This window comes from Streptococcus infantis (genome assembly GCF_047463275.1).
GTDB lineage: Bacteria > Bacillota > Bacilli > Lactobacillales > Streptococcaceae > Streptococcus > Streptococcus infantis_AF.
On sequence record NZ_JASHEE010000003.1, the window covers coordinates 1 to 23,800 of the forward strand.

General features: G+C 40.8%; 22 protein-coding genes, 12 tRNA genes and 2 rRNA genes. 35 read left to right on the top strand and 1 reads right to left on the bottom strand.

The annotated features are described in order from the left end of the window. The 32 genes from QM923_RS04585 to rpmH all read left to right on the top strand — a co-directional run. A 23S ribosomal RNA gene (locus QM923_RS04585) occupies positions 1-207 on the top strand; the annotation flags it as partial. Between the two features lie 76 nt (positions 208-283). Beyond that, a 5S ribosomal RNA gene (gene rrf / locus QM923_RS04590) occupies positions 284-399 on the top strand. Between the two features lie 4 nt (positions 400-403). Continuing rightward, positions 404-476 (top strand) — tRNA-Val (locus tag QM923_RS04595). A 5-nt stretch (positions 477-481) separates the two neighbouring features. After that, positions 482-552, top strand: a tRNA-Gly gene (locus tag QM923_RS04600). A gap of 33 nt (positions 553-585) precedes the next feature. After that, positions 586-659: transfer RNA gene (locus QM923_RS04605), tRNA-Ile, on the top strand. A 14-nt stretch (positions 660-673) separates the two neighbouring features. Next, a tRNA-Glu gene (locus tag QM923_RS04610) sits at positions 674-745 on the top strand. A 7-nt stretch (positions 746-752) separates the two neighbouring features. Then, positions 753-842 (top strand) — tRNA-Ser (locus tag QM923_RS04615). Positions 843-856: 14 nt separating this feature from the next. Beyond that, positions 857-930, top strand: a tRNA-Met gene (locus QM923_RS04620). Positions 931-934: 4 nt separating this feature from the next. Next, positions 935-1,007, top strand: a tRNA-Phe gene (locus QM923_RS04625). 15 nt (positions 1,008-1,022) lie between these two features. Further along, positions 1,023-1,103, top strand: a tRNA-Tyr gene (locus tag QM923_RS04630). A 6-nt stretch (positions 1,104-1,109) separates the two neighbouring features. Next, positions 1,110-1,180: transfer RNA gene (locus tag QM923_RS04635), tRNA-Trp, on the top strand. 12 nt (positions 1,181-1,192) lie between these two features. Then, positions 1,193-1,265: transfer RNA gene (locus QM923_RS04640), tRNA-His, on the top strand. 13 nt (positions 1,266-1,278) lie between these two features. Beyond that, positions 1,279-1,350: transfer RNA gene (locus QM923_RS04645), tRNA-Gln, on the top strand. 9 nt (positions 1,351-1,359) lie between these two features. Then, positions 1,360-1,443: transfer RNA gene (locus QM923_RS04650), tRNA-Leu, on the top strand. 270 nt (positions 1,444-1,713) lie between these two features. After that, a complete protein-coding gene (gene nagA / locus QM923_RS04655) occupies positions 1,714-2,865 on the top strand; it encodes an N-acetylglucosamine-6-phosphate deacetylase (protein WP_414291050.1) in 1,152 nt (383 codons plus the stop codon). Positions 2,866-3,005: 140 nt separating this feature from the next. Further along, positions 3,006-4,064: a zinc-dependent alcohol dehydrogenase family protein gene (locus QM923_RS04660; protein ID WP_004251543.1), complete on the top strand. Its 1,059-nt coding sequence runs from the start codon at positions 3,006-3,008 to the stop codon at positions 4,062-4,064. Positions 4,065-4,199: 135 nt separating this feature from the next. Beyond that, positions 4,200-4,577, top strand: a complete 378-nt coding sequence (locus QM923_RS04665; protein WP_016466894.1) for a DUF1033 family protein — start codon at positions 4,200-4,202, stop codon at positions 4,575-4,577. A gap of 52 nt (positions 4,578-4,629) precedes the next feature. After that, on the top strand, positions 4,630-5,571 hold the full coding sequence (comGA, locus tag QM923_RS04670) for a competence type IV pilus ATPase ComGA (RefSeq protein ID WP_303407199.1): 942 nt from the start codon (positions 4,630-4,632) through the stop codon (positions 5,569-5,571). Continuing rightward, entirely contained in the window at positions 5,519-6,535 is a 1,017-nt protein-coding gene (gene comGB, locus QM923_RS04675) for a competence type IV pilus assembly protein ComGB (protein ID WP_414291278.1), read from the top strand. The genes comGA and comGB overlap by 53 nt, the downstream gene beginning before the upstream one ends. Further along, a complete protein-coding gene (gene comGC, locus QM923_RS04680) occupies positions 6,536-6,859 on the top strand; it encodes a competence type IV pilus major pilin ComGC (protein ID WP_414291051.1) in 324 nt (107 codons plus the stop codon). Beyond that, positions 6,822-7,256, top strand: coding sequence for a competence type IV pilus minor pilin ComGD (gene comGD, locus QM923_RS04685; RefSeq protein WP_070460860.1), 435 nt, complete (start codon positions 6,822-6,824; stop codon positions 7,254-7,256). Before comGC ends, comGD begins: the two co-directional genes overlap by 38 nt. Then, positions 7,219-7,521: a competence type IV pilus minor pilin ComGE gene (comGE, locus tag QM923_RS04690; RefSeq protein WP_024053803.1), complete on the top strand. Its 303-nt coding sequence runs from the start codon at positions 7,219-7,221 to the stop codon at positions 7,519-7,521. Before comGD ends, comGE begins: the two co-directional genes overlap by 38 nt. Further along, on the top strand, positions 7,484-7,945 hold the full coding sequence (gene comGF, locus QM923_RS04695) for a competence type IV pilus minor pilin ComGF (protein ID WP_414291052.1): 462 nt from the start codon (positions 7,484-7,486) through the stop codon (positions 7,943-7,945). The genes comGE and comGF overlap by 38 nt, the downstream gene beginning before the upstream one ends. Beyond that, the gene (comGG, locus tag QM923_RS04700; RefSeq protein ID WP_414291053.1) at positions 7,923-8,360 is read left to right on the top strand and encodes a competence type IV pilus minor pilin ComGG; all 438 of its coding nucleotides are present in this window, start codon (positions 7,923-7,925) and stop codon (positions 8,358-8,360) included. The genes comGF and comGG overlap by 23 nt, the downstream gene beginning before the upstream one ends. A gap of 58 nt (positions 8,361-8,418) precedes the next feature. Then, positions 8,419-9,120, top strand: a complete 702-nt coding sequence (locus QM923_RS04705; protein ID WP_414291054.1) for a histidine phosphatase family protein — start codon at positions 8,419-8,421, stop codon at positions 9,118-9,120. A 188-nt stretch (positions 9,121-9,308) separates the two neighbouring features. Next, positions 9,309-11,015: an ABC transporter ATP-binding protein gene (locus tag QM923_RS04710; RefSeq protein WP_414291055.1), complete on the top strand. Its 1,707-nt coding sequence runs from the start codon at positions 9,309-9,311 to the stop codon at positions 11,013-11,015. A gap of 1 nt (position 11,016) precedes the next feature. Next, a complete protein-coding gene (locus QM923_RS04715) occupies positions 11,017-12,783 on the top strand; it encodes an ABC transporter ATP-binding protein (protein ID WP_414291056.1) in 1,767 nt (588 codons plus the stop codon). A 135-nt stretch (positions 12,784-12,918) separates the two neighbouring features. Next, entirely contained in the window at positions 12,919-13,608 is a 690-nt protein-coding gene (locus QM923_RS04720; RefSeq protein ID WP_006151433.1) for a gamma-glutamyl-gamma-aminobutyrate hydrolase family protein, read from the top strand. A gap of 169 nt (positions 13,609-13,777) precedes the next feature. After that, positions 13,778-15,127: a glucose-6-phosphate isomerase gene (locus QM923_RS04725; RefSeq protein WP_004251578.1), complete on the top strand. Its 1,350-nt coding sequence runs from the start codon at positions 13,778-13,780 to the stop codon at positions 15,125-15,127. Between the two features lie 130 nt (positions 15,128-15,257). Then, the gene (gene gltX / locus QM923_RS04730; protein ID WP_414291057.1) at positions 15,258-16,718 is read left to right on the top strand and encodes a glutamate--tRNA ligase; all 1,461 of its coding nucleotides are present in this window, start codon (positions 15,258-15,260) and stop codon (positions 16,716-16,718) included. A gap of 471 nt (positions 16,719-17,189) precedes the next feature. Next, the gene (locus tag QM923_RS04735) at positions 17,190-18,404 is read left to right on the top strand and encodes a pyridoxal phosphate-dependent aminotransferase (protein ID WP_004251584.1); all 1,215 of its coding nucleotides are present in this window, start codon (positions 17,190-17,192) and stop codon (positions 18,402-18,404) included. Positions 18,405-18,548: 144 nt separating this feature from the next. Further along, positions 18,549-18,683, top strand: a complete 135-nt coding sequence (gene rpmH, locus QM923_RS04740; RefSeq protein ID WP_000831905.1) for a 50S ribosomal protein L34 — start codon at positions 18,549-18,551, stop codon at positions 18,681-18,683. A gap of 183 nt (positions 18,684-18,866) precedes the next feature. Here rpmH and QM923_RS04745 read toward each other — a convergent pair whose 3' ends face one another. Then, the gene (locus QM923_RS04745) at positions 18,867-20,711 is read right to left on the bottom strand and encodes an APC family permease (protein ID WP_414291058.1); all 1,845 of its coding nucleotides are present in this window, start codon (positions 20,709-20,711) and stop codon (positions 18,867-18,869) included. A 156-nt stretch (positions 20,712-20,867) separates the two neighbouring features. On the opposite strand from QM923_RS04745, the gene QM923_RS04750 reads away from it, so the two are divergent. The 3 genes from QM923_RS04750 to QM923_RS04760 all read left to right on the top strand — a co-directional run bounded on the left by QM923_RS04750 (position 20,868) and on the right by QM923_RS04760 (position 23,757). After that, positions 20,868-21,644 carry a TatD family hydrolase gene (locus QM923_RS04750; protein WP_414291059.1) on the top strand — a complete coding sequence of 259 codons (777 nt, stop codon included), beginning with the start codon at positions 20,868-20,870 and terminating at the stop codon, positions 21,642-21,644. Then, positions 21,641-22,204 carry a ribonuclease M5 gene (gene rnmV / locus QM923_RS04755; protein ID WP_414291060.1) on the top strand — a complete coding sequence of 188 codons (564 nt, stop codon included), beginning with the start codon at positions 21,641-21,643 and terminating at the stop codon, positions 22,202-22,204. Before QM923_RS04750 ends, rnmV begins: the two co-directional genes overlap by 4 nt. A gap of 161 nt (positions 22,205-22,365) precedes the next feature. Then, positions 22,366-23,757 (top strand): SseB family protein, encoded by a 1,392-nt coding sequence (locus QM923_RS04760; RefSeq protein WP_414291061.1) that lies wholly within the window; start codon positions 22,366-22,368, stop codon positions 23,755-23,757. Positions 23,758-23,800: the final 43 nt, after the last annotated feature.

The following is a 23,800-nucleotide window of genomic DNA, read 5'->3' on the forward strand; positions in this document are numbered from 1 at the left end:
GTTGTCTTGCCAAAGGCATCGCTGGGTAGCTATGTAGGGAAGGGATAAACGCTGAAAGCATCTAAGTGTGAAACCCACCTCAAGATGAGATTTCCCATGATTTTATATCAGTAAGAGCCCTGAGAGAAGATCAGGTAGATAGGTTAGAAGTGGAAGTGTGGCGACACATGTAGCGGACTAATACTAATAGCTCGAGGACTTATCCAAAGTAACTGAGAATACGAAAGCGTAAGTTTTCTTGTAATTTGATAGATATTCAATTTTGAGTATGTAAGACTCAAAGTTAAGTGACGATAGCCTAGGAGATACACCTGTTCCCATGCCGAACACAGAAGTTAAGCCCTAGAACGCCGGAAGTAGTTGGGGGTTGCCCCCTGTGAGATATGGAAGTCGCTTAGCTTTAGGGAGTTTAGCTCAGCTGGGAGAGCATCTGCCTTACAAGCAGAGGGTCAGCGGTTCGATCCCGTTAACTCCCATATAAGCGGGTGTAGTTTAGTGGTAAAACTACAGCCTTCCAAGCTGTTGTCGCGAGTTCGATTCTCGTCACCCGCTTTGAACTTTGTTCAAGTACCAAGTTTTTAACTTGGGCGCGTAGCTCAGGTGGTTAGAGCGCACGCCTGATAAGCGTGAGGTCGGTGGTTCGAGTCCACTCGTGCCCATTTTTTATAAATATGGTCCGTTGGTCAAGGGGTTAAGACACCGCCTTTTCACGGCGGTAACACGGGTTCGAATCCCGTACGGACTATTTTGTTGGAGGATTACCCAAGTCCGGCTGAAGGGAACGGTCTTGAAAACCGTCAGGCGTGTAAAAGCGTGCGTGGGTTCGAATCCCACATCCTCCTTTATTTATTATTAACGCGGGATGGAGCAGCTCGGTAGCTCGTCGGGCTCATAACCCGAAGGTCGTAGGTTCAAATCCTGCTCCCGCAATATTGGCTCGGTAGCTCAGTTGGTAGAGCAATGGATTGAAGCTCCATGTGTCGGCGGTTCGATTCCGTCTCGCGCCATTTTTTAAATCATACGGAAGGGTAGCGAAGAGGCTAAACGCGGCGGACTGTAAATCCGCTCCTTCGGGTTCGGGGGTTCGAATCCCTCCCCTTCCATCCTCTACGGGCATAGTTTAAAGGTAGAACTAAGGTCTCCAAAACCTTCAGTGTGGGTTCAATTCCTACTGCCCGTGTTTAATAGTATGGCGGGTGTGGTGAAGTGGTTAACACACCAGATTGTGGCTCTGGCATGCGTGGGTTCGATCCCCATCACTCGCCTATTTTATATTATTGGGGTATAGCCAAGCGGTAAGGCAAGGGACTTTGACTCCCTCATGCGTTGGTTCGAATCCAGCTACCCCAGTTACTATTTGCCGGCGTGGCGGAATTGGCAGACGCGCTGGACTCAAAATCCAGTGTCCGCAAGGACGTGCCGGTTCGACCCCGGCCGCCGGTATAGTATTAAAGACAAGGTTTTCGAGCCTTGTTTTTTATTTTTTCTTCTAATTTTTTCTCTCAGAGTTACTTAAAATTACTTATATTTTTTCTATATTTTATTATAAACCTCAATGTTTAATATAACTTTACTATATTTTTACTAAATCTTAATTTATTTCTTTATAAATTTAACTATAATAGGTCTATACCATTTACAAATTACACAGAAAGGTTTATAATGTAATTGACATAATTAATATCAGAAAAATGAATTACGGAGGTTATCATTATGCCTAAATATATTAAAGCGGATCAATTTTTCTATCCTCATGGTGTTCGCCGTGGCGGTTTTCTAGAACTAGTTGATGGTAAATTTGGTAAGCATGTGGATCAAGTATCTGAGGGTGCTGAAATTATTGACTATAGTGGTTATAGTATTGCACCTGGTCTTGTGGATACTCATATTCATGGTTTTGGTGGAGTCGATGTTATGGATAATAACATTGAAGGAACGCTTCATACTATGAGTGAAGGGCTTCTTAGTACAGGTGTTACAAGCTTTTTACCAACAACTTTGACATCTTCATATGAGCAGTTATTAGCAGTAACTGAAAATATTGGGGCTCGTTACCAAGAAGCTACCGGTGCTAAGATTCGTGGTATTTATTTTGAAGGTCCTTATTTTACTGAAAAGTATAAGGGAGCTCAAAATCCAGCTTACATGAAGGATCCTCGAATGGATGAGTTTCGTGCTTGGCAGAAGGCTGCTAATGGTCTTCTTAATAAGATTGCGCTTGCTCCAGAACGTGAAGGTGTAGAAGACTTTGTACGTACTATTACTGGAGAAGGTGTTACCGTTGCTCTCGGTCATTCGAATGCAACATTTGATGAAGCTAAAAAAGCTGTTGATGCCGGAGCAAGTGTTTGGGTTCATGCTTATAATGGTATGCGTGGGTTAACTCACCGTGAGCTTGGTATGGTTGGTGCTATGTATGAATTGCCACATACTTATGCTGAATTGATTTGCGATGGGCATCACGTTGATCCTAAGGCTTGTGACATCCTACTTAAACAAAAAGGTACTGAAAATATTGCTCTTATCACTGACTGTATGACAGCGGGTGGTTTGCAAGATGGTGACTACATGCTAGGAGAATTCCCAGTTGTGGTTGCAAATGGTACTGCACGTCTCAAATCTACTGGGAACTTGGCAGGTTCTATTCTCAAACTTAAAGACGGTTTGAAAAATGTTGTTGAATGGGGCATTGCAAACCCTCATGAAGCTGTTATGATGGCAAGTCTCAATCCTGCAAAATCTGTTCACATTGATGACGTTTGTGGACAAATCCATGAAGGCTACGATGCTGACTTTATCGTTCTTGATAAGGATTTGGAATTGGTAGCAACTTACCTTGATGGTGAAAAACGTTATCAAGCATAATCTCTAAAGTAGAAACTAGTTTAGTTTCTACTTTTTTTAATTTAATTTGTTAATTTTTTCACATATTACTTGATTTTATTTATGAAAAGGCTTACAATTATGATATAAACAATACAAATAAAAAAACGGAGGTAAGCTTTATGAAAGCCTATACTTATGTTAAACCAGGACTTGCTTCATTTGTTGATGTTGACAAACCAGTTATTCGCAAGCCAACTGACGCTATTGTGCGTATTGTAAAAACTACTATTTGTGGAACAGATCTTCATATTATCAAAGGAGATGTTCCTGCATGTAAGAGTGGAACTATCCTTGGCCATGAAGGAATCGGGATTGTAGAGGAAGTTGGAGCAGGCGTTTCAAACTTCAAAAAAGGCGATAAGGTTTTGATTTCTTGTGTTTGTGCCTGTGGTAAATGCTACTACTGTAAAAAGGGAATCTATGCCCACTGTGAAGACGAAGGCGGTTGGATTTTTGGTCATTTGATTGACGGTATGCAAGCCGAATATCTTCGTGTTCCTCATGCTGATAATACTCTCTACCACACTCCAGCTGATTTGTCTGATGAAGCCTTGGTTATGTTATCTGATATCCTACCAACTGGTTATGAAATTGGTGTCTTAAAAGGGAAAGTAGAGCCTGGTTGTAGTGTGGCTATCGTTGGTTCAGGTCCAGTTGGCTTAGCAGCTCTATTGACTGCTCAATTCTATTCACCTGCTAAATTAATCATGGTAGACCTAGACGATAACCGTTTGGATACTGCAGTTTCTTTCGGTGCTACTCATAAGATTAATTCTTCAGACCCTGAAAAAGCAATTCAAGAAATTTATGATTTAACAGATGGTAGAGGTGTGGATGTTGCTATAGAAGCTGTTGGTATTCCTGAAACGTTTGATCTCTGTCAAAAGATTATCGGTGTAGACGGAACAGTTGCCAACTGTGGTGTGCATGGTAAGCCAGTTCAGTTTGATTTGGATACTCTATGGATTCGTAACATTAATGTAACTACCGGTTTGGTTTCTACCAACACAACTCCTCAGCTTTTGAAAGCTTTAGAAAGCCATAAAATTGAACCAGAAAAATTAGTAACTCATTACTTCAAACTAAGTGAAATTGAAAAGGCCTATGAAGTATTTGGTAAGGCTGCAGATCATCATGCGATTAAGGTTATCATTGAAAACGATATTTCAGAAGGTTAATCGAATTTGAATCCAGTTATTCTTTTTAGAATAGCTGGATTTTTTGAAAATATTAGATAATTCGTGAAAGCAAGCAAATTTCTTTCATTGTTCTTAAAATTTCGCTATAATATACGATACAAAGGAAATGAAACTATGTATCGAGTTATAGAAATGTACGGGGATTTTGAACCTTGGTGGTTCATAGAAGGATGGGAAGAAGACGTCATTAGTAGTAAGAAATTTGAAAATTACTATGATGCCTTGAAGTATTATAAATCTTGCTGGTTTGAACTGGAAAAGAAAATTCCACTATATAAAAGTCGAGGAGACTTAATGACCATATTTTGGAATCCGGAGGATAAGCGTTGGTGTGAGGAATGTGATGAATTTCTGCAGCAATATCATTCCTTGGCTTTACTGGAAGATGGTCAAGTTATACCAGATGAAAAATTCAGACCGGGTTATGAAAAACAAACTGGTTTAGAAATCCACTGGACGTGTCGCATCAAAAATGATGGAACAACTTTTTAATAAAGTTGTTCTTTTTTTGTATTTTCTTCGAATAATTAACTGAGGAGGGAATATGGTACAAACACTTGCACAAGAATTGATTAGTCTCGCAAAAAAGGATGGAGCTCAGGATATCTATTTTATTCCCAAGGATAAGGTTTATGAGTTGCATATGCGAATAGGAGATGAAAGGCGTTTGATTAATAGCTATGACTTTGAAAAGTTGGGAGCAGTTATTAGTCATTTTAAATTTATTGCGGGGATGAATGTTGGAGAAAAGCGTCGTAGTCAGCTTGGGTCCTGTGATTATCAGCATGATGGCAAGGTTTCTTCACTACGCTTATCGACGGTAGGAGATTATCGTGGTCATGAAAGTTTAGTTATTCGCCTTTTGCATGATGAAGAACAAGAGTTGCGTTTCTGGTTTCAAGACCTTAAGGAACTGGAAAAGGGCTTTAGGCAACGCGGCCTTTATCTATTTGCAGGACCTGTAGGAAGTGGTAAAACTACCTTAATGCATGAATTAGCTAAGTCGTTGTTTAAGGGACAACAAGTCATGTCCATTGAGGACCCAGTCGAGATTAAGCAAGAAGAGATGCTGCAATTACAACTCAATGAAGCTATTGGACTGAGCTATGAAAACTTGATAAAACTTTCTTTGCGACACCGCCCAGATCTTTTAATCATTGGAGAAATCCGGGATAGCGAAACAGCCCGTGCTGTTGTAAGAGCTAGCTTAACGGGAGCTACAGTGTTCTCGACCATTCATGCAAAGAGTATTCGTGGGGTCTATGAGCGTCTTTTAGAACTTGGTGTCAGTGAAGATGAACTCGCAGTTGTTTTACAAGGTGTTTGCTACCAGAGACTAATCGGGGGAGGAGGAATTATTGATTTTGCAAACCAAAATTATTCAGAACACCAGGCAGAAAAGTGGAATGAGCACATTGATCAGCTTCTTAAAGATGGACATATCACTGCCCTTCAAGCTGAAACGGAGAAAATTAGCTACCAGTAAGCAGAAGAAAATTATCACTCTCTTTAACAATTTGTTTTCTAGTGGTTTTCACTTGGTAGAAATCATTTCCTTTCTTGATAGAAGTCTTTTGTTGGAGAAGGAATATGTTTCACAGATGCGCCTAGGACTATCGAAAGGAAAATCTTTCTCGGAAATGATGGGGAATTTAGGTTTTTCGAGTGCGATTGTCACTCAACTTTCATTGGCTGAAGTTCATGGAAATCTCCATTTGAGTTTGGGGAAAATTGAAGAATATTTGGATAATCTTGCTAAGGTCAAGAAGAAGTTAATTGAAGTTGCGACCTACCCACTTATTTTGCTAGCTTTCTTACTGCTCATAATGTTGGGGTTGCGAAATTATCTCTTGCCCCAACTGGATAGTAGTAACATAGCTACCTTAGTGATTAGTAACCTGCCACAGATTTTTCTTGGGCTTACTCTGGCACTAAGTCTTGCATCTTTAACAGGACTGATATTCTACAGAAAATCTAAGAAGATACAAGTCTTTTCTTATCTGGCTAGAATCCCCTTTTTAGGTGTGTTTGTTCAGTATTATCTAACTGCTTATTATGCTCGGGAATGGGGAAATATGATTGGACAAGGTTTAGAGTTGGCACAGATTTTCCAGATGATGCAGGAGCAAGGGAATCCTCTTTTTAAGGAAATTGGATACGATTTAGATCAATCTTTGCAAAATGGGCATGAATTTTCTAAGGTTGTTCAGACCTATCCCTTCTTTAGAAAAGAGTTGGGATTAATCATTGAATATGGAGAGGTTAAATCCAAGTTGGGAAGCGAATTGGAAATCTATGCGGAAAAAACCTGGGAATCCTTCTTTACCCGAGTCAATCGGACCATGAACCTTGTTCAACCACTGGTCTTTATTTTTGTAGCCCTGCTAATCGTTTTATTGTATGCAGCTATGTTGCTGCCAATGTATCAAAATATGGAGGTGAATTTTTAGATGAAAAAAATGATGATGAAATTAAAAAAAGCTACGGTAAAAGGGTTCACTCTGGTAGAAATGTTAGTGGTCCTTCTTATCATTAGCGTCCTACTCTTACTGTTTGTGCCAAATCTTACTAAGCAAAAGGATGCAGTCAATGATAAGGGGAAAGCAGCTGTCGTCAAGGTGGTAGAAAGCCAAGCAGAACTGTATAGTCTGGATAAAAATGAAGATGCTAGTCTAAGTAAATTACAGGCAGATGGACGTATCACTGCTGAGCAAGCAAAAGCCTATAAGGAATATCATGCAAAACAAAAGACAAGTCAAACAGTTTCGGATTAGGGCTTTTACTATGCTAGAAAGTTTATTGGTCTTAGGAATAGTCAGCCTGTTAGCTTTGGGCTTGTCGAGTTCAGTTCAGTCGACTTTTGCAGCTGTGGAAGAACAGATTTTCTTTATGGAGTTTGAGGAACTTTATCGAGAAACCCAGAAGCGAAGTCTGGCTAGTCAGCAAAAGATGAACTTAATGCTAGAAGAGAGAAGTATTGGGAATGGCTATCAGAAATTAGCCATCCCTAAAGGCATTCAATTGCAGTCCAATCAGTCAATTACCTTTGATAAGGCTGGAGGGAATTCGTCTCTAGCTAGCGTGAGATTTCAAACAAGGAAAGAAGTGGTTCGCTACCAACTATATCTAGGAAATGGAAAGATTAAACGTATTCAAGAAGCAAAAAATTAAGGCGGTTATTTTACTAGAGGCAGTGATTTCGCTAGCCATTTTTGCCAGTATTGCAACCCTCTTGCTGGGACAAATTCAAGAAAGTAGAAAAAGAGAAGTAGAACTTCTAAAACAGGAAGAAGTTTTGCGAGTGGCTCGTATGGCTTTGCAGACTGGACAAAAGCAGTTAACTGTCAATGGCCTTACGGTTCATGTTGTCTCGAATGAGCGAGGTTTGGAGGTATACCATGGAACGGAGAAATTACTGGCGATTCAAGACAAGTAGGGTCAGAGCTTTTACACTTTTAGAATCCTTGGTTGCCCTTATGGTTATTAGTGGTAGCTTGCTCCTCTTTCAAGCTATGAGTCAGCTCTTGGTTTCAGAGGTTCGCTACCAGCAGAGAAGTGAGCAAAAAGAATGGCTCTTATTCGTGGATCAGCTGGAAGCAGAGCTTAACCAATCCCATTATCAAAAAGTGGAAAACAACCGTATTTATCTGAAACAAGATGGTAAAGATATTTCCATGGGTAAATCAAAGTCAAATGATTTCCGAAAAACAGATGCCAGTGGACGTGGTTATCAACCCATGGTCTACGGTCTAAAATCAGCTCGAATTCAAGAAAAAGGGAAGGAGCTGCACTTTCACTTTCAGTTTGAAAAGGGACTAGAGAGGGAATTTATCTATCGTGTTGAAAAAGAAAAAAGTTAGAGCAGGAGTTCTCCTATACGCTATCACTATTGCTGGAATTTTTAGTCTTTTGTTGCAGTTTTATCTAAATCGGCAAGTAGCACATCATCAGGATTATGCCTTAAATAAAGAAAAACTTCTTGCATTTGCTATGGCTAAGAGAACCTATGAAAAAGCTACTTCTGAAAATGGAGAGCAGTCATTTAATGTAGGGACGTCAACTTATCGAAATGACGAGAAATTCTTCACAACGACTATTGACACAGGAAAAAATCAATTTGAATTTTACTTTTCTCCTTTAAAAAAGACCGGTCAAAAGTCTGAGAAAACAGAAAACAAGTCCAAAGAAGGAAATGAGGAGAAAACAGAAGAAGGGAGCAAAAAAGAGACTGCTAGGTCTTCCAAATTAGCACCTTCAAAGAAGGGCACAGAGTAGTTTGGACGAGGTTTTTACCTGAAATCATGCTATAATAGATACATATGGAGGACCAAAAATGGCAAGTGTAAAATTGTATCTAGTGCGTCATGGGAAAACAATGTTTAATACGATTGGGCGTGCTCAAGGCTGGAGTGATACTCCTTTAACAGCTGAAGGTGAGCGAGGCATTCACGAACTGGGAATTGGTTTGCGTGAGTCAGGCTTAAAGTTTGAGCGTGCTTACTCGAGTGACTCAGGACGTACCATCCAGACTATGGGAATTATCCTTGAGGAACTAGGTTTAACAGGTCAAATTCCTTATCGTATGGATAAGCGAATCCGTGAATGGTGCTTTGGTAGTTTTGATGGTGCTTATGATGGGGACTTATTTATGGGGATTATTCCTCGTATCTTTAATGTCGATCATGTGCATCGTTTGTCCTATGCTGAGCTGGCTGAAGGTCTGGTAGAAGTAGACACAGCAGGTTGGGCTGAAGGATGGGAAAAGCTAAGTGGTCGTATCTGGGAAGGCTTTGAAGCCATTGCCAAGGAAATGGAAGCCAATGGTGGAGGAAATGCTCTCGTTGTCAGTCATGGAATGACAATTGGAACTATTGTTTACCTCATTAACGGCATGCATCCACATGGTCTTGATAACGGAAGTGTGACGATTCTAGAGTACGAAGATGGTCAGTTCTCAGTCCAGATTGTTGGGGACTGTAGCTACCGTGAAATTGGACGAGCTGAATTAGACGAGCAAGATAGTTCAGAACAATAACATTCAGCACTAAATTTAGAAGAATTTTTAAAGGATTGATAGAATGCTAATGTCTTAATTCACAAGCTTGAGAGAGCTGAGTGTTTTGACAATAGCATTCTTTTTTGTTAGAATAGCATCAACATGAAAGCATAAGAAGGGACTGACAGAGCTGTCGTTCCCTTTTGTCTATCTTATAAGGGGGAAATATGCTGTTTCAGAAAATAAAAGCCTATAAATGGCAGGCCCTGGCGTCCTTGGTCATGACAGGTCTAATGGTGACAAGTTCACTCTTGCAACCACGATATTTGCAGGAGGTTTTAGAGGCACTGCTAACGGGTGATAATGAAGCTATTTATACTATCGGTTTTTGGTTAATTCTTGTTGCCTTGATTGGTTTGGTCGCAGGTGGCATCAATGTTGTGTTAGCGGCCTATATTGCTCAAGGAGTTTCGTCTGACTTACGTGAAGATGCCTTTCGTAAGATTCAAACTTTTTCATACGCCAATATTGAGAAGTTTAATGCAGGGAACCTCGTTGTGCGTATGACCAACGATATCAACCAGATTCAGAACGTAGTCATGATGACCTTCCAAATTCTCTTTCGACTACCACTTTTGTTTATCGGTTCCTTTATTCTAGCAGTTGTCACCCTACCTTCTCTGTGGTGGGTGCTAGTTCTCATGGTCGTTCTGATTGTTGCCATAATGGGTTTTATGATGGGAGTTGTGGGACCGCGCTTTGCAAAATTCCAGACCTTACTAGAGCGTATCAATGCCATTGCTAAAGAAAATTTGCGTGGTGTGCGCGTGGTTAAGTCTTTTGTCCGAGAAAAAGATCAGTTTGATAAATTTACGCAGGTGTCAGATGAATTGTTGGGAGAAAACCTTTATATCGGTTATGCCTTTTCTGTTATGCAACCTGCAATGATGTTGATTTCTTACGGGGCTGTTTTTCTCTCAATCTGGCTTGTAGCAGGTATGGCAGAGTCAGATCCATCAGTAGTTGGTTCCATTGCTTCCTTTGTAAACTACCTGAGTCAGATTATCTTTACCATCGTCATGGTTGGATTTTTGGGGAATTCAGTCACTCGTGCTATGATTTCCCTTCGTCGTATTCGTGAAATCCTTGATACAGAACCAGCTATGACTTTCAATGATGTGGAAGATGAAGAATTGGAAGGAAGTCTCAGTTTTGAAAATGTTACCTTTACCTATCCAAATGATGAAGAACCTATCCTAAAAGATGTATCCTTCGATATCGCAGCTGGTGAAATGGTTGGGGTTGTCGGAGCAACTGGTGCAGGGAAATCAACCTTGGCTCAGTTGATTCCACGATTATTTGATCCTCAGCAAGGTTCGATCAAGATTGGTGGAAAGGATATTCGGACAGTTAGTGAAGGGACGCTTCGTAAGACAGTTTCTATCGTCCTACAAAAAGCCATTCTCTTTAGTGGAACTATCGCAGATAATCTCAGACAAGGTAAGGGAGATGCGACAGTTTCAGAAATGGAACGCGCAGCTCGCATCGCCCAGGCCAGTGAATTTATTAGTCGTATGGACTTAGCCTTTGAAAGTCCGGTTGAGGAACGTGGGACTAACTTTTCTGGTGGACAGAAACAACGAATGTCTATTGCGCGTGGGATTGTCAGCAATCCTCGTATCTTGATTTTTGATGATTCAACCTCTGCCCTTGATGCCAAATCAGAACGCTTGGTTCAAGAAGCCCTCAACAAGGATTTGAAGGGGACAACTACGATTATCATCGCGCAAAAGATTAGCTCTGTTGTACATGCTGATAAAATTTTAGTGCTTGACCAAGGTCGCTTGATTGGTCAAGGCAAACACGCTGACTTGGTTGCATCAAACCCAGTTTATCGTGAAATTTACGAGACGCAAAAAGGAAAGGAGGAGTAGGATGAAGACATTTGAATTCTTTTGGAACTATTTTAAAGTTTATAAGATATCCTTTGTCGTTGTTATTGCTATGATTATCATTGCAACGGTAGCCCAAGCTCTCTTTCCAGTATTTGCAGGTCAAACAGTCACAGAACTGGCTAATTTGGGTATAGCTTATCAAAATGGAAATCCTGATATGGTTTGGCAAAGTCTATTAGGACTCTTGATGAATCTTGCTTATATTTTGATTGTGCTCGTGGTGTCGAGTCTTATCTATATGGTTTTGATGAGCCGTATTATTGCCGAATCGACAAATGAGATGCGTAAGGGACTTTTTGGCAAGCTTTCTCGCTTGACTGTTTCCTTCTTTGACCGCCATCAAGATGGTGATATCCTGTCACGTTTTACCAGTGATTTGGATAACATCCTACAGGCTTTCAACGAAAGTCTGGTGTCTGTTATGACCAATATTGCCCTTTATATTGGTTTGTTGATTGTCATGTTCGCAAAAAATGTGACCTTGGCTTTGATTACGATTGCTAGCACTCCGATAGCTGTTATCATGTTGATTGTCATTTTGAAATTGGCAAGAAAATACACTAACCTCCAACAAAAGGAAGTTGGGAAGCTCAACGCCTACATGGATGAGAGTATTTCGGGTCAGAAAGCCGTTATTGTTCAAGGCATTCAAAATGATGTGATAGCAGGTTTTGTTGAGCAAAACGAGCGTGTCCGTAAAGCAACTTTTAAGGGCAGAATGTTTTCAGGAATTCTCTTTCCTGTCATGAACGGAATGAGCTTGGTCAATACAGCTATTGTTATTTTTGTCGGTTCAGCTGTCTTACTGAATGATCAGAATATCGAGACAGCAACTGCTCTGGGTTTGATTGTCATGTTTACCCAGTTTTCTCAGCAATATTACCAGCCCATTATCCAATTGGCGGCGAGCTGGGGAAGTTTGCAACTGGCCTTTACAGGTGCTGAACGTATCCAAGAAATGTTTGATGCAGAAGAAGAAATTCGTCCTCAAGATGCTCCAGTTTTCACAGAATTGCGAGAGGGTGTGGAGATTCGTAAGGTGGACTTCTCCTACCTGCCAGGGGAACCGATTCTAAAAGATGTTAGCATATCAGCTCCAAAAGGGAAAATGATTGCGGTTGTTGGTCCGACAGGTTCGGGGAAAACAACCATCATGAACTTAATCAATCGTTTTTATGATGTGGATGCAGGAAGTATCAGTTTTGATGGTAGAGATATCCGAGAATTTGATTTGGATAGCTTGCGAAGCAAGGTGGGAATTGTCTTGCAGGATTCAGTTTTATTTAGCGGAACCATCCGAGACAATATTCGCTTTGGTGTCCCTGATGCTAGTCAAGAAATGGTAGAAGCGGCAGCTAAGGCTACACACATCCATGACTACATCGAAAGCCTGCCAGATAAGTATGATACTCTGATTAATGATGATCAGAGCGTCTTCTCAACCGGTCAGAAGCAGTTGATTTCTATTGCTCGTACCTTGATGACAGATCCCCAGGTCTTAATTTTGGATGAGGCAACATCAAACGTGGATACTGTAACAGAGAGCAAGATTCAAAATGCCATGGAGGCAATTGTAGCAGGAAGAACTAGTTTTGTGATTGCCCACCGCTTGAAAACTATTCTCAATGCCGATCAGATTATTGTCCTTAAGGATGGTGAGGTTATCGAACAAGGAAATCATCATGGATTACTGAAACTTGGTGGATTCTACGCAGAATTGTATCATAATCAATTTGTCTTTGAATAAATAGAAGGTTGTCCTAAACTAGGGCAACTTTTTCTGATAAAAGAAACCTATCACAGTCTTTTAAAATACATATTAGACAGGAAGGAGTTGGAGTGATAAGATAGATTTATCAAAGGAAATTGAAAGGAAAACAGTATGGCGAGAACGGTTGTTGGAGTAGCTGCGAATCTATGTCCTGTGGACGCAGAAGGAAAAAATATTCATTCATCAGTCTCTTGTAAATTTGCTGAGAGTATTCGTCAGGTTGGCGGACTTCCTTTGGTGATTCCAGTGGGTGATGAGTCTGTGGTCCATGACTATGTAGAAATGATTGATAAGCTCATCTTGACTGGGGGACAAAATGTTCATCCTCAGTTTTATGGTGAGGAAAAAACAATTGATAGCGACGACTATAACCTAGCTCGCGACGAGTTTGAGCTAGCTCTTCTACAAGAAGCCTTGCGTCAGAACAAACCAATCTTAGCCATTTGCCGTGGCGTTCAGCTTGTCAACGTTGCCTTTGGTGGAACACTCAATCAGGATATTGAAGGTCATTGGCAAGGCCTACCTTTTGGGACTTCACATTCTATTGAGACAGTGGATGGCAGTGTTGTGTCTAAATTATTTGGTAAAGAAAGTCAGGTCAATTCAGTTCACCGTCAGAGTATTAAAGACTTGGCACCCAATTTCCGTGTGACGGCTGTGGATCCACGTGATCAAACTGTTGAAGCTATCGAATCTATCGACGAACACCGCATTATCGGCTTGCAGTGGCATCCAGAGTTTCTAGTCAATGAAGAAGATGGCAATTTAGAATTATTTGAGTATTTATTAAATGAATTATAACGACTAGAAATTTAGTCGTTTTTTTATTCATTATTTACGAATCTTTATATAATTGTATTTTTACGCAAACGTTTGAATTGTGATAAAAATTGGAAATTTTTAGTATAAAAACTTGAAAAAATTGTTAGTAAGCGTTATGATAGAGAAGAAGAAATATTGGAGGAATACTATGTCACATATTAAATTTGATTATTCAAAAGTATTAGACAAATTTGTTGCCCCGCATGAAGTGGAATACATGCAAGCACAAGTAACAGCAGCAGATGAATTGATCCGTAAAGGAACTGGTGCTGGTAGCGACTTCTTGGGTTGGTTGGACCTTCCTGAAAACTACGACCGCGAAGAATTTGACCGCATCTTGAAAGCTGCTGAACAAATCAAAGCAGACAGCGATGTTTTGGTCGTGATCGGTATCGGTGGATCATACCTTGGAGCGAAAGCTGCCATTGACTTCTTGAACCACCACTTTGCAAATTTGCAAACAAAAGAAGAACGTAAAGCACCACAAATCCTTTACGCTGGAAACTCAATCTCATCTACTTACCTTGCTGACTTGGTAGAGTACGTTTCAGATAAAGATTTCTCAGTAAACGTGATTTCTAAATCAGGTACAACAACTGAACCAGCCATCGCTTTCCGTGTCTTCAAAGAACTCTTGGTCAAGAAATATGGTCAAGAGGAAGCTAACAAACGTATCTACGCAACAACTGACCGCCAAAAAGGTGCTGTTAAGGTTGAAGCAGATGCTAACGGTTGGGAAACATTTGTTGTTCCAGATGATATCGGTGGACGCTTCTCAGTATTGACAGCAGTTGGATTGCTTCCAATCGCTGCGTCAGGTGCAGACATCAAAGCCCTTATGGAAGGTGCTAACGCAGCTCGTAAAGACTACACTTCAGATAAAATCTCTGAAAACGAAGCTTACCAATATGCAGCAGTTCGTAACATCCTTTACCGTAAAGGTTATGCAACTGAAATCTTGGTAAACTACGAGCCATCACTTCAATACTTCTCAGAATGGTGGAAACAATTGGCTGGTGAGTCAGAAGGGAAAGACCAAAAAGGGATTTACCCAACTTCAGCTAACTTCTCAACAGACTTGCACTCATTGGGTCAATTTATCCAAGAAGGAACTCGTATCATGTTTGAAACAGTTGTCCGTGTTGACAAACCTCGTAAGAACGTGATCATCCCTACTTTGGAAGAAGACCTTGACGGACTTGGCTACCTTCAAGGAAAAGACGTTGACTTCGTTAACAAAAAAGCGACTGACGGTGTTCTTCTTGCCCACACAGATGGTGACGTGCCAAACATGTACGTGACTCTTCCTGAGCAAGATGCCTTCACTCTTGGTTACACGATCTACTTCTTCGAATTGGCTATCGCCCTTTCAGGTTACTTGAACGCTATCAACCCATTTGACCAACCAGGTGTTGAAGCATACAAACGCAACATGTTTGCCCTTCTTGGTAAACCAGGATTTGAAGAATTGAGCAAAGAACTTAATGCTCGTCTATAATAGAATAAAAAAGAGTGGTTTTACCACTCTTTTTGCTATTTCTTGAAAAGAGAAATTGGACTCTGGCGAGACTTGTGATATAATATAGAGAGTGAAAAGGCAGACGCCTAGAGACTTTATAGGAGAAGATATGTCAAAAGATATTCGTGTGCGTTACGCACCAAGTCCAACAGGACTATTACACATCGGTAATGCCCGTACAGCATTGTTTAACTATTTGTATGCACGCCACCATGGTGGAACTTTTATCATCCGTATCGAAGATACGGACCGCAAACGTCATGTCGAAGACGGAGAACGTTCACAGCTTGAGAACCTTCGTTGGTTAGGCATGGACTGGGATGAAAGTCCAGAGACTCATGAAAACTACCGCCAGTCTGAGCGTTTGGAACTCTATCAAAAATATATCGACCAACTCTTAGCTGAAGGAAAAGCCTACAAATCTTACGTTACAGAAGAAGAATTGGCAGCAGAACGTGAACGTCAAGAAGCAGCCGGTGAAACACCTCGCTACATCAACGAATACCTTGGTATGAGCGAAGAAGAAAAAGCAGCTTACGTTGCAGAACGTGAAGCAGCGGGTATCATCCCAACGGTTCGTTTGGCAGTTAATGAATCTGGTATCTATAAGTGGCATGATATGGTCAAAGGTGATATCGAATTTGAAGGTGGCAATATCGGTGGGGACTGGGTTATCCAAAAGAAAGATGGCTACCCAACTTATAACTTTGCCGTTGTGATTGATGACCACGATATGCAAATTTCTCACGTTATCCGTGGAGACGACCACATTGCTAACACACCAAAACAGCTCATGGTTTATGAAGCGCTTGGATGGAAAGCACCAGAATTTGGTCACATGACCTTGATCATCAACTCTGAAACTGGTAAGAAGTTGTCTAAACGTGATACCAACACCCTTCAATTTATCGAAGATTACCGTAAGAAAGGTTACCTTCCAGAAGCAGTCTTTAACTTTATCGCTCTGCTTGGTTGGAATCCTGGTGGGGAAGACGAAATCTTCTCTCGCGAAGAACTCATCAAACTCTTTGATGAAAACCGCCTCAGCAAGTCTCCAGCAGCCTTTGACCAGAAGAAAATGGACTGGATGAGCAATGAGTATATCAAGAATGCAGATCTTGAGACTATCTTTGAAATGGCTAAACCATTCCTCGAAGCAGCAGGACGTTTGACAGACAAGGCTGAGAAATTGGTGGAACTCTACAAACCACAAATGAAGTCAGTGGATGAAATCGTTCCATTGACAGACCTCTTCTTCTCAGACTTCCCAGAATTGACAGAAGCTGAGAAAGAAGTCATGGCTGGTGAAACAGTGCCAACGGTACTTGAAGCCTTCAAAGCAAAACTTGAGGCTATGTCAGACGATGAGTTTGTGGTAGAAAATATCTTCCCACAAATCAAAGCGGTTCAAAAAGAGACTGGAATAAAAGGGAAAAATCTCTTCATGCCAATCCGTATTGCCGTTTCAGGTGAAATGCATGGTCCTGAATTGCCAGATACCATCTACTTGCTTGGACGTGAAAAATCAATCCAACATATTGAAAAAATGTTGGCAGAAATTGCGAAATAGCATACAAAAAGAGCTCAAATATTGAGTTCTTTTTATATGTATACTTGTTTGAAAATGCAAAGATTTTAGTGTATAATATGAATTGACAGGGCAAGGAAATAAGTTGATGAGATGGTATTTTTACAACTAGACTCGGCTTAGTCTAACATTATTCCTAATGTTGGTCAGTCTACTTATTTTTTCTTTGCGTTTTGCTGAATAGAAGTAGAAATTCTTTTGTTCATGCAGTTACCATCCCTTACAATGACTTTGTTTTCGATTACCAGAGTTTCTCTACAAAGATTTTGGTCCAATTTGTCCATCTTTTTAGAGAAGTATATCTACTCTTTCTTCTCCAAAAATAGAAAGAAATCGACTTTGCTCTGTTACCTTGCATTATGCAAGGTTTTTTTGTGGAATAGTACTGGGAAATTTACGATTTCGTTTTGGAGTGGTATAATATTAACTATCCTGATGAATAGAGGAACTCGAATGAAAGAATTTAACAAATCAATAAAATTAGAGCATGTGGCTTATGATATCCGTGGTCCAGTTTTGGAAGAAGCTATGCGCATGCGCGCAAATGGAGAAAAAATTCTTCGTTTGAATACAGGGAACCCAGCTGAGTTTGGCTTTACAGCTCCAGATGAGGTTATCCACGACTTGATTATGAATGCCCGTGATAGTGAAGGCTATTCAGATTCAAAAGGTATCTTTTCAGCTCGTAAGGCCATCATGCAGTATTGCCAACTAAAGAAATTCCCCAATGTGGATATTGATGATATCTACCTTGGAAATGGGGTTAGTGAGCTAATCGTTATGTCTATGCAAGGGCTTTTGGATAACGGCGATGAAGTCTTGGTTCCTATGCCTGACTATCCACTTTGGACTGCGGCAGTCAGCTTGGCTGGGGGAAATGCCGTTCACTACGTCTGTGATGAAGAAGCGGAATGGTATCCAGACCTAGATGACATTAAGTCTAAGATTAGTTCAAATACCAAGGCTATTGTTTTGATCAATCCGAATAACCCAACGGGGGCTCTCTATCCTAAAGAACTCTTACTAGATATCATCGAGATTGCTCGTCAAAATGACTTGATTATTTTTGCGGATGAAATCTACGACCGTATGGTTATGGATGGCAATGTCCACACACCAGTCGCAAGTTTGGCTCCAGACCTTTTCTGTGTCAGTATGAATGGTCTGTCTAAATCTCACCGTATCGCTGGTTTCCGTGTTGGTTGGATGGTCTTGTCTGGACCTAAACATCATGTAAAGGGCTACATTGAAGGTCTCAACATGCTTTCAAACATGCGACTTTGTTCGAATGTGCTTGCCCAGCAGGTAGTTCAAACCTCTCTTGGTGGTCACCAGTCAGTGGATGAGTTGCTTCTTCCTGGTGGTCGTATCTATGAACAAAGAAACTTTATTTATAATGCCATTCAAGATATCCCTGGTTTATCAGCTGTTAAGCCAAAAGCGGGTCTTTATATCTTCCCTAAAATCGACCGCAATATGTACCGTATCGATGACGATGAACAATTTGTCCTTAATTTCTTGAAACAAGAAAAAGTGCTTTTGGTACATGGACGTGGTTTTAACTGGAAAGAACCAGATCACTTCCGTATCGTTTATCTACCGCGTGTTGATGAGTTAGCCCAAATACAGGAAAAGATGACTCGCTTCTTGAAGCAGTATCGTAGATAAGGCTTTCATAGCAAAAAAGCTGGAAACATTTGTCAGAGCTATTGACAAATACGTAAGAATCAGATAGAATAGTAAAGTATGTTTAGTAACTGATCACTTTATAGCCGGCTAAACGAATACAAAATCTATGAGGAGGTATTCATCGTGAAACGTACTTATCAACCAAGTAAACTTCGTCGTGCGCGCAAACACGGATTCCGTAACCGTATGTCAACTAAAAACGGTCGTCGCGTATTGGCAGCTCGTCGTCGCAAAGGACGCAAAGTTTTGGCTGCATAATCCAAACAAATGAAACAAAGAAGTCAGTAGGAACTCGAGCCTACTGACTTTTCTGTTTATCTAAAAGAGAGAAACTTCTATGGCAATTGATGTAATCTGCAAACTGTAGAAGATGTATTGGAAAGATGATCAATAGAAAAAGCTCAAAATCAGGAGGGGATTTCTCTGATTTTGAGCTTTTCTTTATTCTTTCAAATGATATGAATAGCTAGCAACGACGACATCTTCGTGCCATCTGAGAGCATATTTTAATTTAAGGCTCATTTGATTGTGGAGAATATTTTGCCAAGGTTTGTTAGGGATAAATTGGGGTACTAGAACTGTAACTGTGTAGTTCTTGTTCTTGGCTTCTTGAGAGATTTTTCGAACATATCGAACTATAGGTGTGATAATATCGCGATAACTAGTATTAATGTTTTTAAGAGTAATATTTGGGAAGTAGTCGGCAAATTCTTGGAGGATTTCTTGGTCTTTTTCCTCAGTTTCCTTGGTGGAAATGTGCATGGCCAAAACTTCATCTCCAATACTTTGAGCGTAATTAATCGCTCCAACACTGACTCGAGTAACATTTCCCACTAAGACAAGGACGACATTGCCATCGTAGGTTTGTTTTTGAATTCCTTCATAAAGTCGAAGTTGTTTGGCCACTTTTTGGTAATGACTGTGGATGGACAAAAATAGGAAGGTTAGGACCAGGATAATTGGGAAGAATGGCCAGATATCTCCAAGCCTGAAGAGGAGTAGAATAAGGACGATAGCGTAACAAATGATAGCGCCGAGGATGTTAGCAAAGGCAGATTTTAAGAAATGGGAGCCTTTTTCTTTTTTCCAGTGGCGAATCATACCTGTTTGAGAAAGTGCAAAGGGGACGAAAACTCCGATAGTATAAAGAGGGATTAAGCGTTCTGTGTTTCCGTTGAAAATAAGCAGAAGGATTATAGCACCAAAAGCTAAGGTTAAAATACCGTTTGAATAACCCAAGCGGTCTCCCTTTTCCATAAAGAGATGGGGCATGTACTTGTTCTTAGCCATATTGTAAGCCAACATTGGAAAGGCAGAAAAACCAGTATTTGCAGCAACGGCTAGGATTAGGGCAGTTGAGAATTGGAAGAGATAATAAACAATCTGACCGAGAGCTGAATCCCCTAAAATCCCTTTAGCCATTTGTGAGAGGATTGTTTCTCCGTGTTGAGGTGTAATCCCCATCCAGTAGTTTAAGAAGGTAATCCCTGCAAATAGAAATCCGAGAATCAGAGACATGATGGTTAGTGTCTGGGCAGCGTTCTTCTCTTTGGGGGTCTTGAAAAATGGAACGGCATTTGAGATAGCTTCAACTCCAGTTAGTGAGGCCGAACCGCTGGTAAAGGCTCTTAAAATTAGGACAATTGAGAGACTTGGGACAGTTTGACCAATTGCAGAAGTTGCATGATAGCTGAGAGAACCTGTCAACAGTTGGAAGATACCAAACAATAAGAGGAAGACCGTACTAAAGATAAAGAGATAGACAGGGATCATCAGAGAACTTGCGGATTCCTTTAGCCCTCGTAGATTTAAAAGCATGAGCAAACATACTAGAAAAATGGAGATGTGGAGGTTGTAAGGATGGAGGGCAGGAAGTGCAGCAGTGATAGCGTCAGCACCTGCTGCCACTGATACGGCTACTGTTAGCATATAGTCAACAAGCAGACTTCCCCCAGCAATCAAACCTAACTCAGGGGAGAGGTTTTCTCGCGTAACCATATAGGCACCTCCACCTTGAGGGTAGGCATGGATGATTTGTCTATAAGAAATGGTCAGGCTAGCTAATAGTAAGAGGACAAAAATGCCAATAGGGAGACTCCACCAGATAGCAAGTGGAGAAAGGCTAGCCAAGACAAGGACGACCTGCTCAGGCCCGTACGCAATAGATGATAGAGCATCGCTTGATAGCATTGCGAGTGCCTGCGTTTTTCCAAGTAGTCCTCCCTCGCCTTCAGTTAAGGACTTAAGGGGACGACCAATAAAGGTATACTTCAGTTTTGTAAACATTTTCTTTCCTTTTCTGAAAAATTTCAACAAGAGTTATTATACTGCTATGAAAAAAAGTCGTCAAGAAAAAATGAGTGATTTCAAAATATTTTTTCCTATAAGGATGAGACTAGTTTTTTTGGTATAATAGAAGGTAGAAAAAACGAGGAAATATAAATGATTTTTGATACTCATACCCACTTGAATGTGGAAGAATTTTTGGGACGCGAAGAAGAAGAACTTGCCTTAGCGGCTGAAATGGGTGTAACTCGGATGAATATTGTTGGTTTTGACAAACCGACTATTGAGCGTGCTCTTGAACTAGTGGACAAGTATGACCAACTCTATGCGACGATTGGCTGGCATCCAACGGAAGCAGGGACATACACAGAGGAAGTGGAGTCTTACTTGCTAGAAAAACTAAAACATCCAAAAGTTGTTGCCTTGGGCGAGATTGGTTTGGACTACCACTGGATGACAGCACCTAAAGAAGTGCAGGAACAAGTTTTCCGTCGTCAGATTCAGCTGTCTAAGGAACTGGACTTACCTTTTGTAGTTCACACCCGTGATGCGCTCGAAGATACCTATGAAATTATCAAAAGTGAAGGAGTCGGTCCCTGTGGCGGTATCATGCATTCCTTCTCTGGTTCTTTGGATTGGGCGGAGAAGTTCGTGGAGCTTGGTATGGCTATTTCCTTTTCTGGGGTGGTGACTTTCAAGAAGGCGACAGATATTCAGGAAGCGGCCAAAGAGTTACCTTTGGATAAGATTTTGGTAGAGACAGATGCACCTTATTTAGCCCCAGTACCCAAGCGTGGGCGTGAAAATAAGACAGCTTACACGCGCTATGTAATAGACTTTATTGCGGACTTGCGTGGTATGACAACAGAAGAATTGGCTGCTGCGACAAGTACCAATGCAGAACGAATCTTTGGATTGGAACGTAAATCATGAAAGAGAAAATTTCCCAAGTCATCGTAGTCGAAGGACGGGATGATACAGCCAATCTTAAACGTTATTTTGATGTGGAGACCTATGAGACTCGTGGCTCGGCTATCAATGAACAGGACCTTGAACGAATCCAACGTCTACACCAACGTCATGGGGTGATTGTCTTTACAGATCCAGACTTTAATGGGGAAAGAATCCGTCGGTTGATTATGACAGCTATTCCAACAGTCCAACACGCCTTTCTCAAACGTGATGAGGCAGTGCCTAAGTCCAAGACCAAGGGGCGTTCTCTAGGAATCGAACACGCTAGCTACGAAGACTTGAAAACAGCGCTGGCTCAGGTGACAGAGCAGTTTGAAGCAGAAAGTGACTTTGATATTAGCCGTAGTGACTTGATTCGCCTTGGTTTTCTAGCTGGAGCAGACAGCCGAAAACGCAGAGAATATCTAGGAGAAAGCCTTCGTATCGGCTATTCCAATGGCAAACAACTCCTCAAGCGTTTAGAGTTATTTGGGATTAGCTTGGCAGAAATTGAAGAGGCTATGAAATCGTATGAGAATTGAGAAACTGCCCCAAAATACCAAGGGAATATGATACAATAGAAGTAATCATATGCTGGTTAACAGGAGATAAAAGGCTACTTGATAGCAAAACTTAGATAAGAGTATTGACAACATCATTTCTTGCCTAAACTGCTAAGGAGTAGTAACAACAAGGAGAAAAAATGGGAATCTTTGACTATTTGAAAAAGACTGAAGCGGAAGAAGAGTCTAAAAACAATGCATGTGTGGGAGTTTTGGACTTTCTCCCTATGAAGGAAACGAATCAATTATTGATCGTTGGGAGTTTAGAAGGCAGTCTCAAGGTTGGGGATCAGTTGCAGTTTTGCAATCCCGACCAAGGATTGGACACTCTTGGTACTGTAGAGGTTAAAAAACTTAGCAGTCAAAACAAAGATGCAGATAGTCTAACGGATCAAGTTCTCGCCCATCTAGTGGTTGATAGGATTCCTTCTTTGGATAAACTGAAAAAAGGAAGTGTGCTCTTTAGTTCAGGTGTTGAGGAAGAGCAAAAATCATCTAGCTATTCAGATGCTCTTTATCGTGCTTTTGTAGCCATCCAAGAGGGGCAATTGACTAATGAAGACTATTTGGCATCTAGCCTTGATGACAGCGTAGAGATTTTACGTCTCTTTTTATGGAAATGCCGTCAAAATCAGGAAACTGAAAGTGAAGAAAGCTATCAAGCCAACACTCGCAAGTTGGAACGTCTAGCGGAAATCGTTAAAGATAAGCTTTTAGAAGCAGATGCAGTTTATGCAGTTTATTCGGAAAAAACGGGCGAACCTTACCTTTTCTCAACCACCTATGATAGGGGGGAAGAAGGGTATTTATGTACTGATCCCATGATTATGCTTCTGACACCATCTTGGTATCGCCAATTCAAGGAAACCATTGACAGCCGACCAAACTCAGTCGTAAAATTGATTGAAAATACGGAAGATAAAAAAGGGATTGAGAATTTCCTTGGGACAGCCTTTTACTTAAACGGTGCCATGGGGGCAATCTTTAATTCCAAGGAAGTCAGCATCAGTGCCTCTGCCTTGGTTCAAAAACCAGATTTTTCTGATTTACCAGAAATACAAGTTCCTGTCATGAATCCTGACCTGGTAAGATGGATGCTCTTGATGGGACAGATGGACCAACCGACTACAGAAGAGCAAGAACTAGTTTATGGGCTTTACTACAAGTTCTTCTCTATGGCTATGCCTAAAGCAAAATTCTTGCTTCCATTAGATGCAACATCAGGATTCCCAGAGGATAATTCAGAAGGAAATTCCTTTGTTTTGGAAAAAGACGCTAACTTTAATATTCCCGTTAGAGAAGGAAAAGATGGGCGAAATTCCGTCCCAGTCTTTACCGATTGGAAACGTCTGAGAATGGTTTTTGATGAAAAGTGGAATGGCATGATTGAAGAAGCTGGAGGCATGATTGAAGGTTTTGACTATGCCATAAACCCAACGGAATACTATGAAGCGGGTGCCTATGTTAGCCTAACAGCTTTTAGAGACATGCAAAAACTTAGTGAGGAACAAGAAGGAAGAGCTCAAGATTAGAAAGATCTTTACATTGGGAAACTTTATAGTTTTATCTACACTT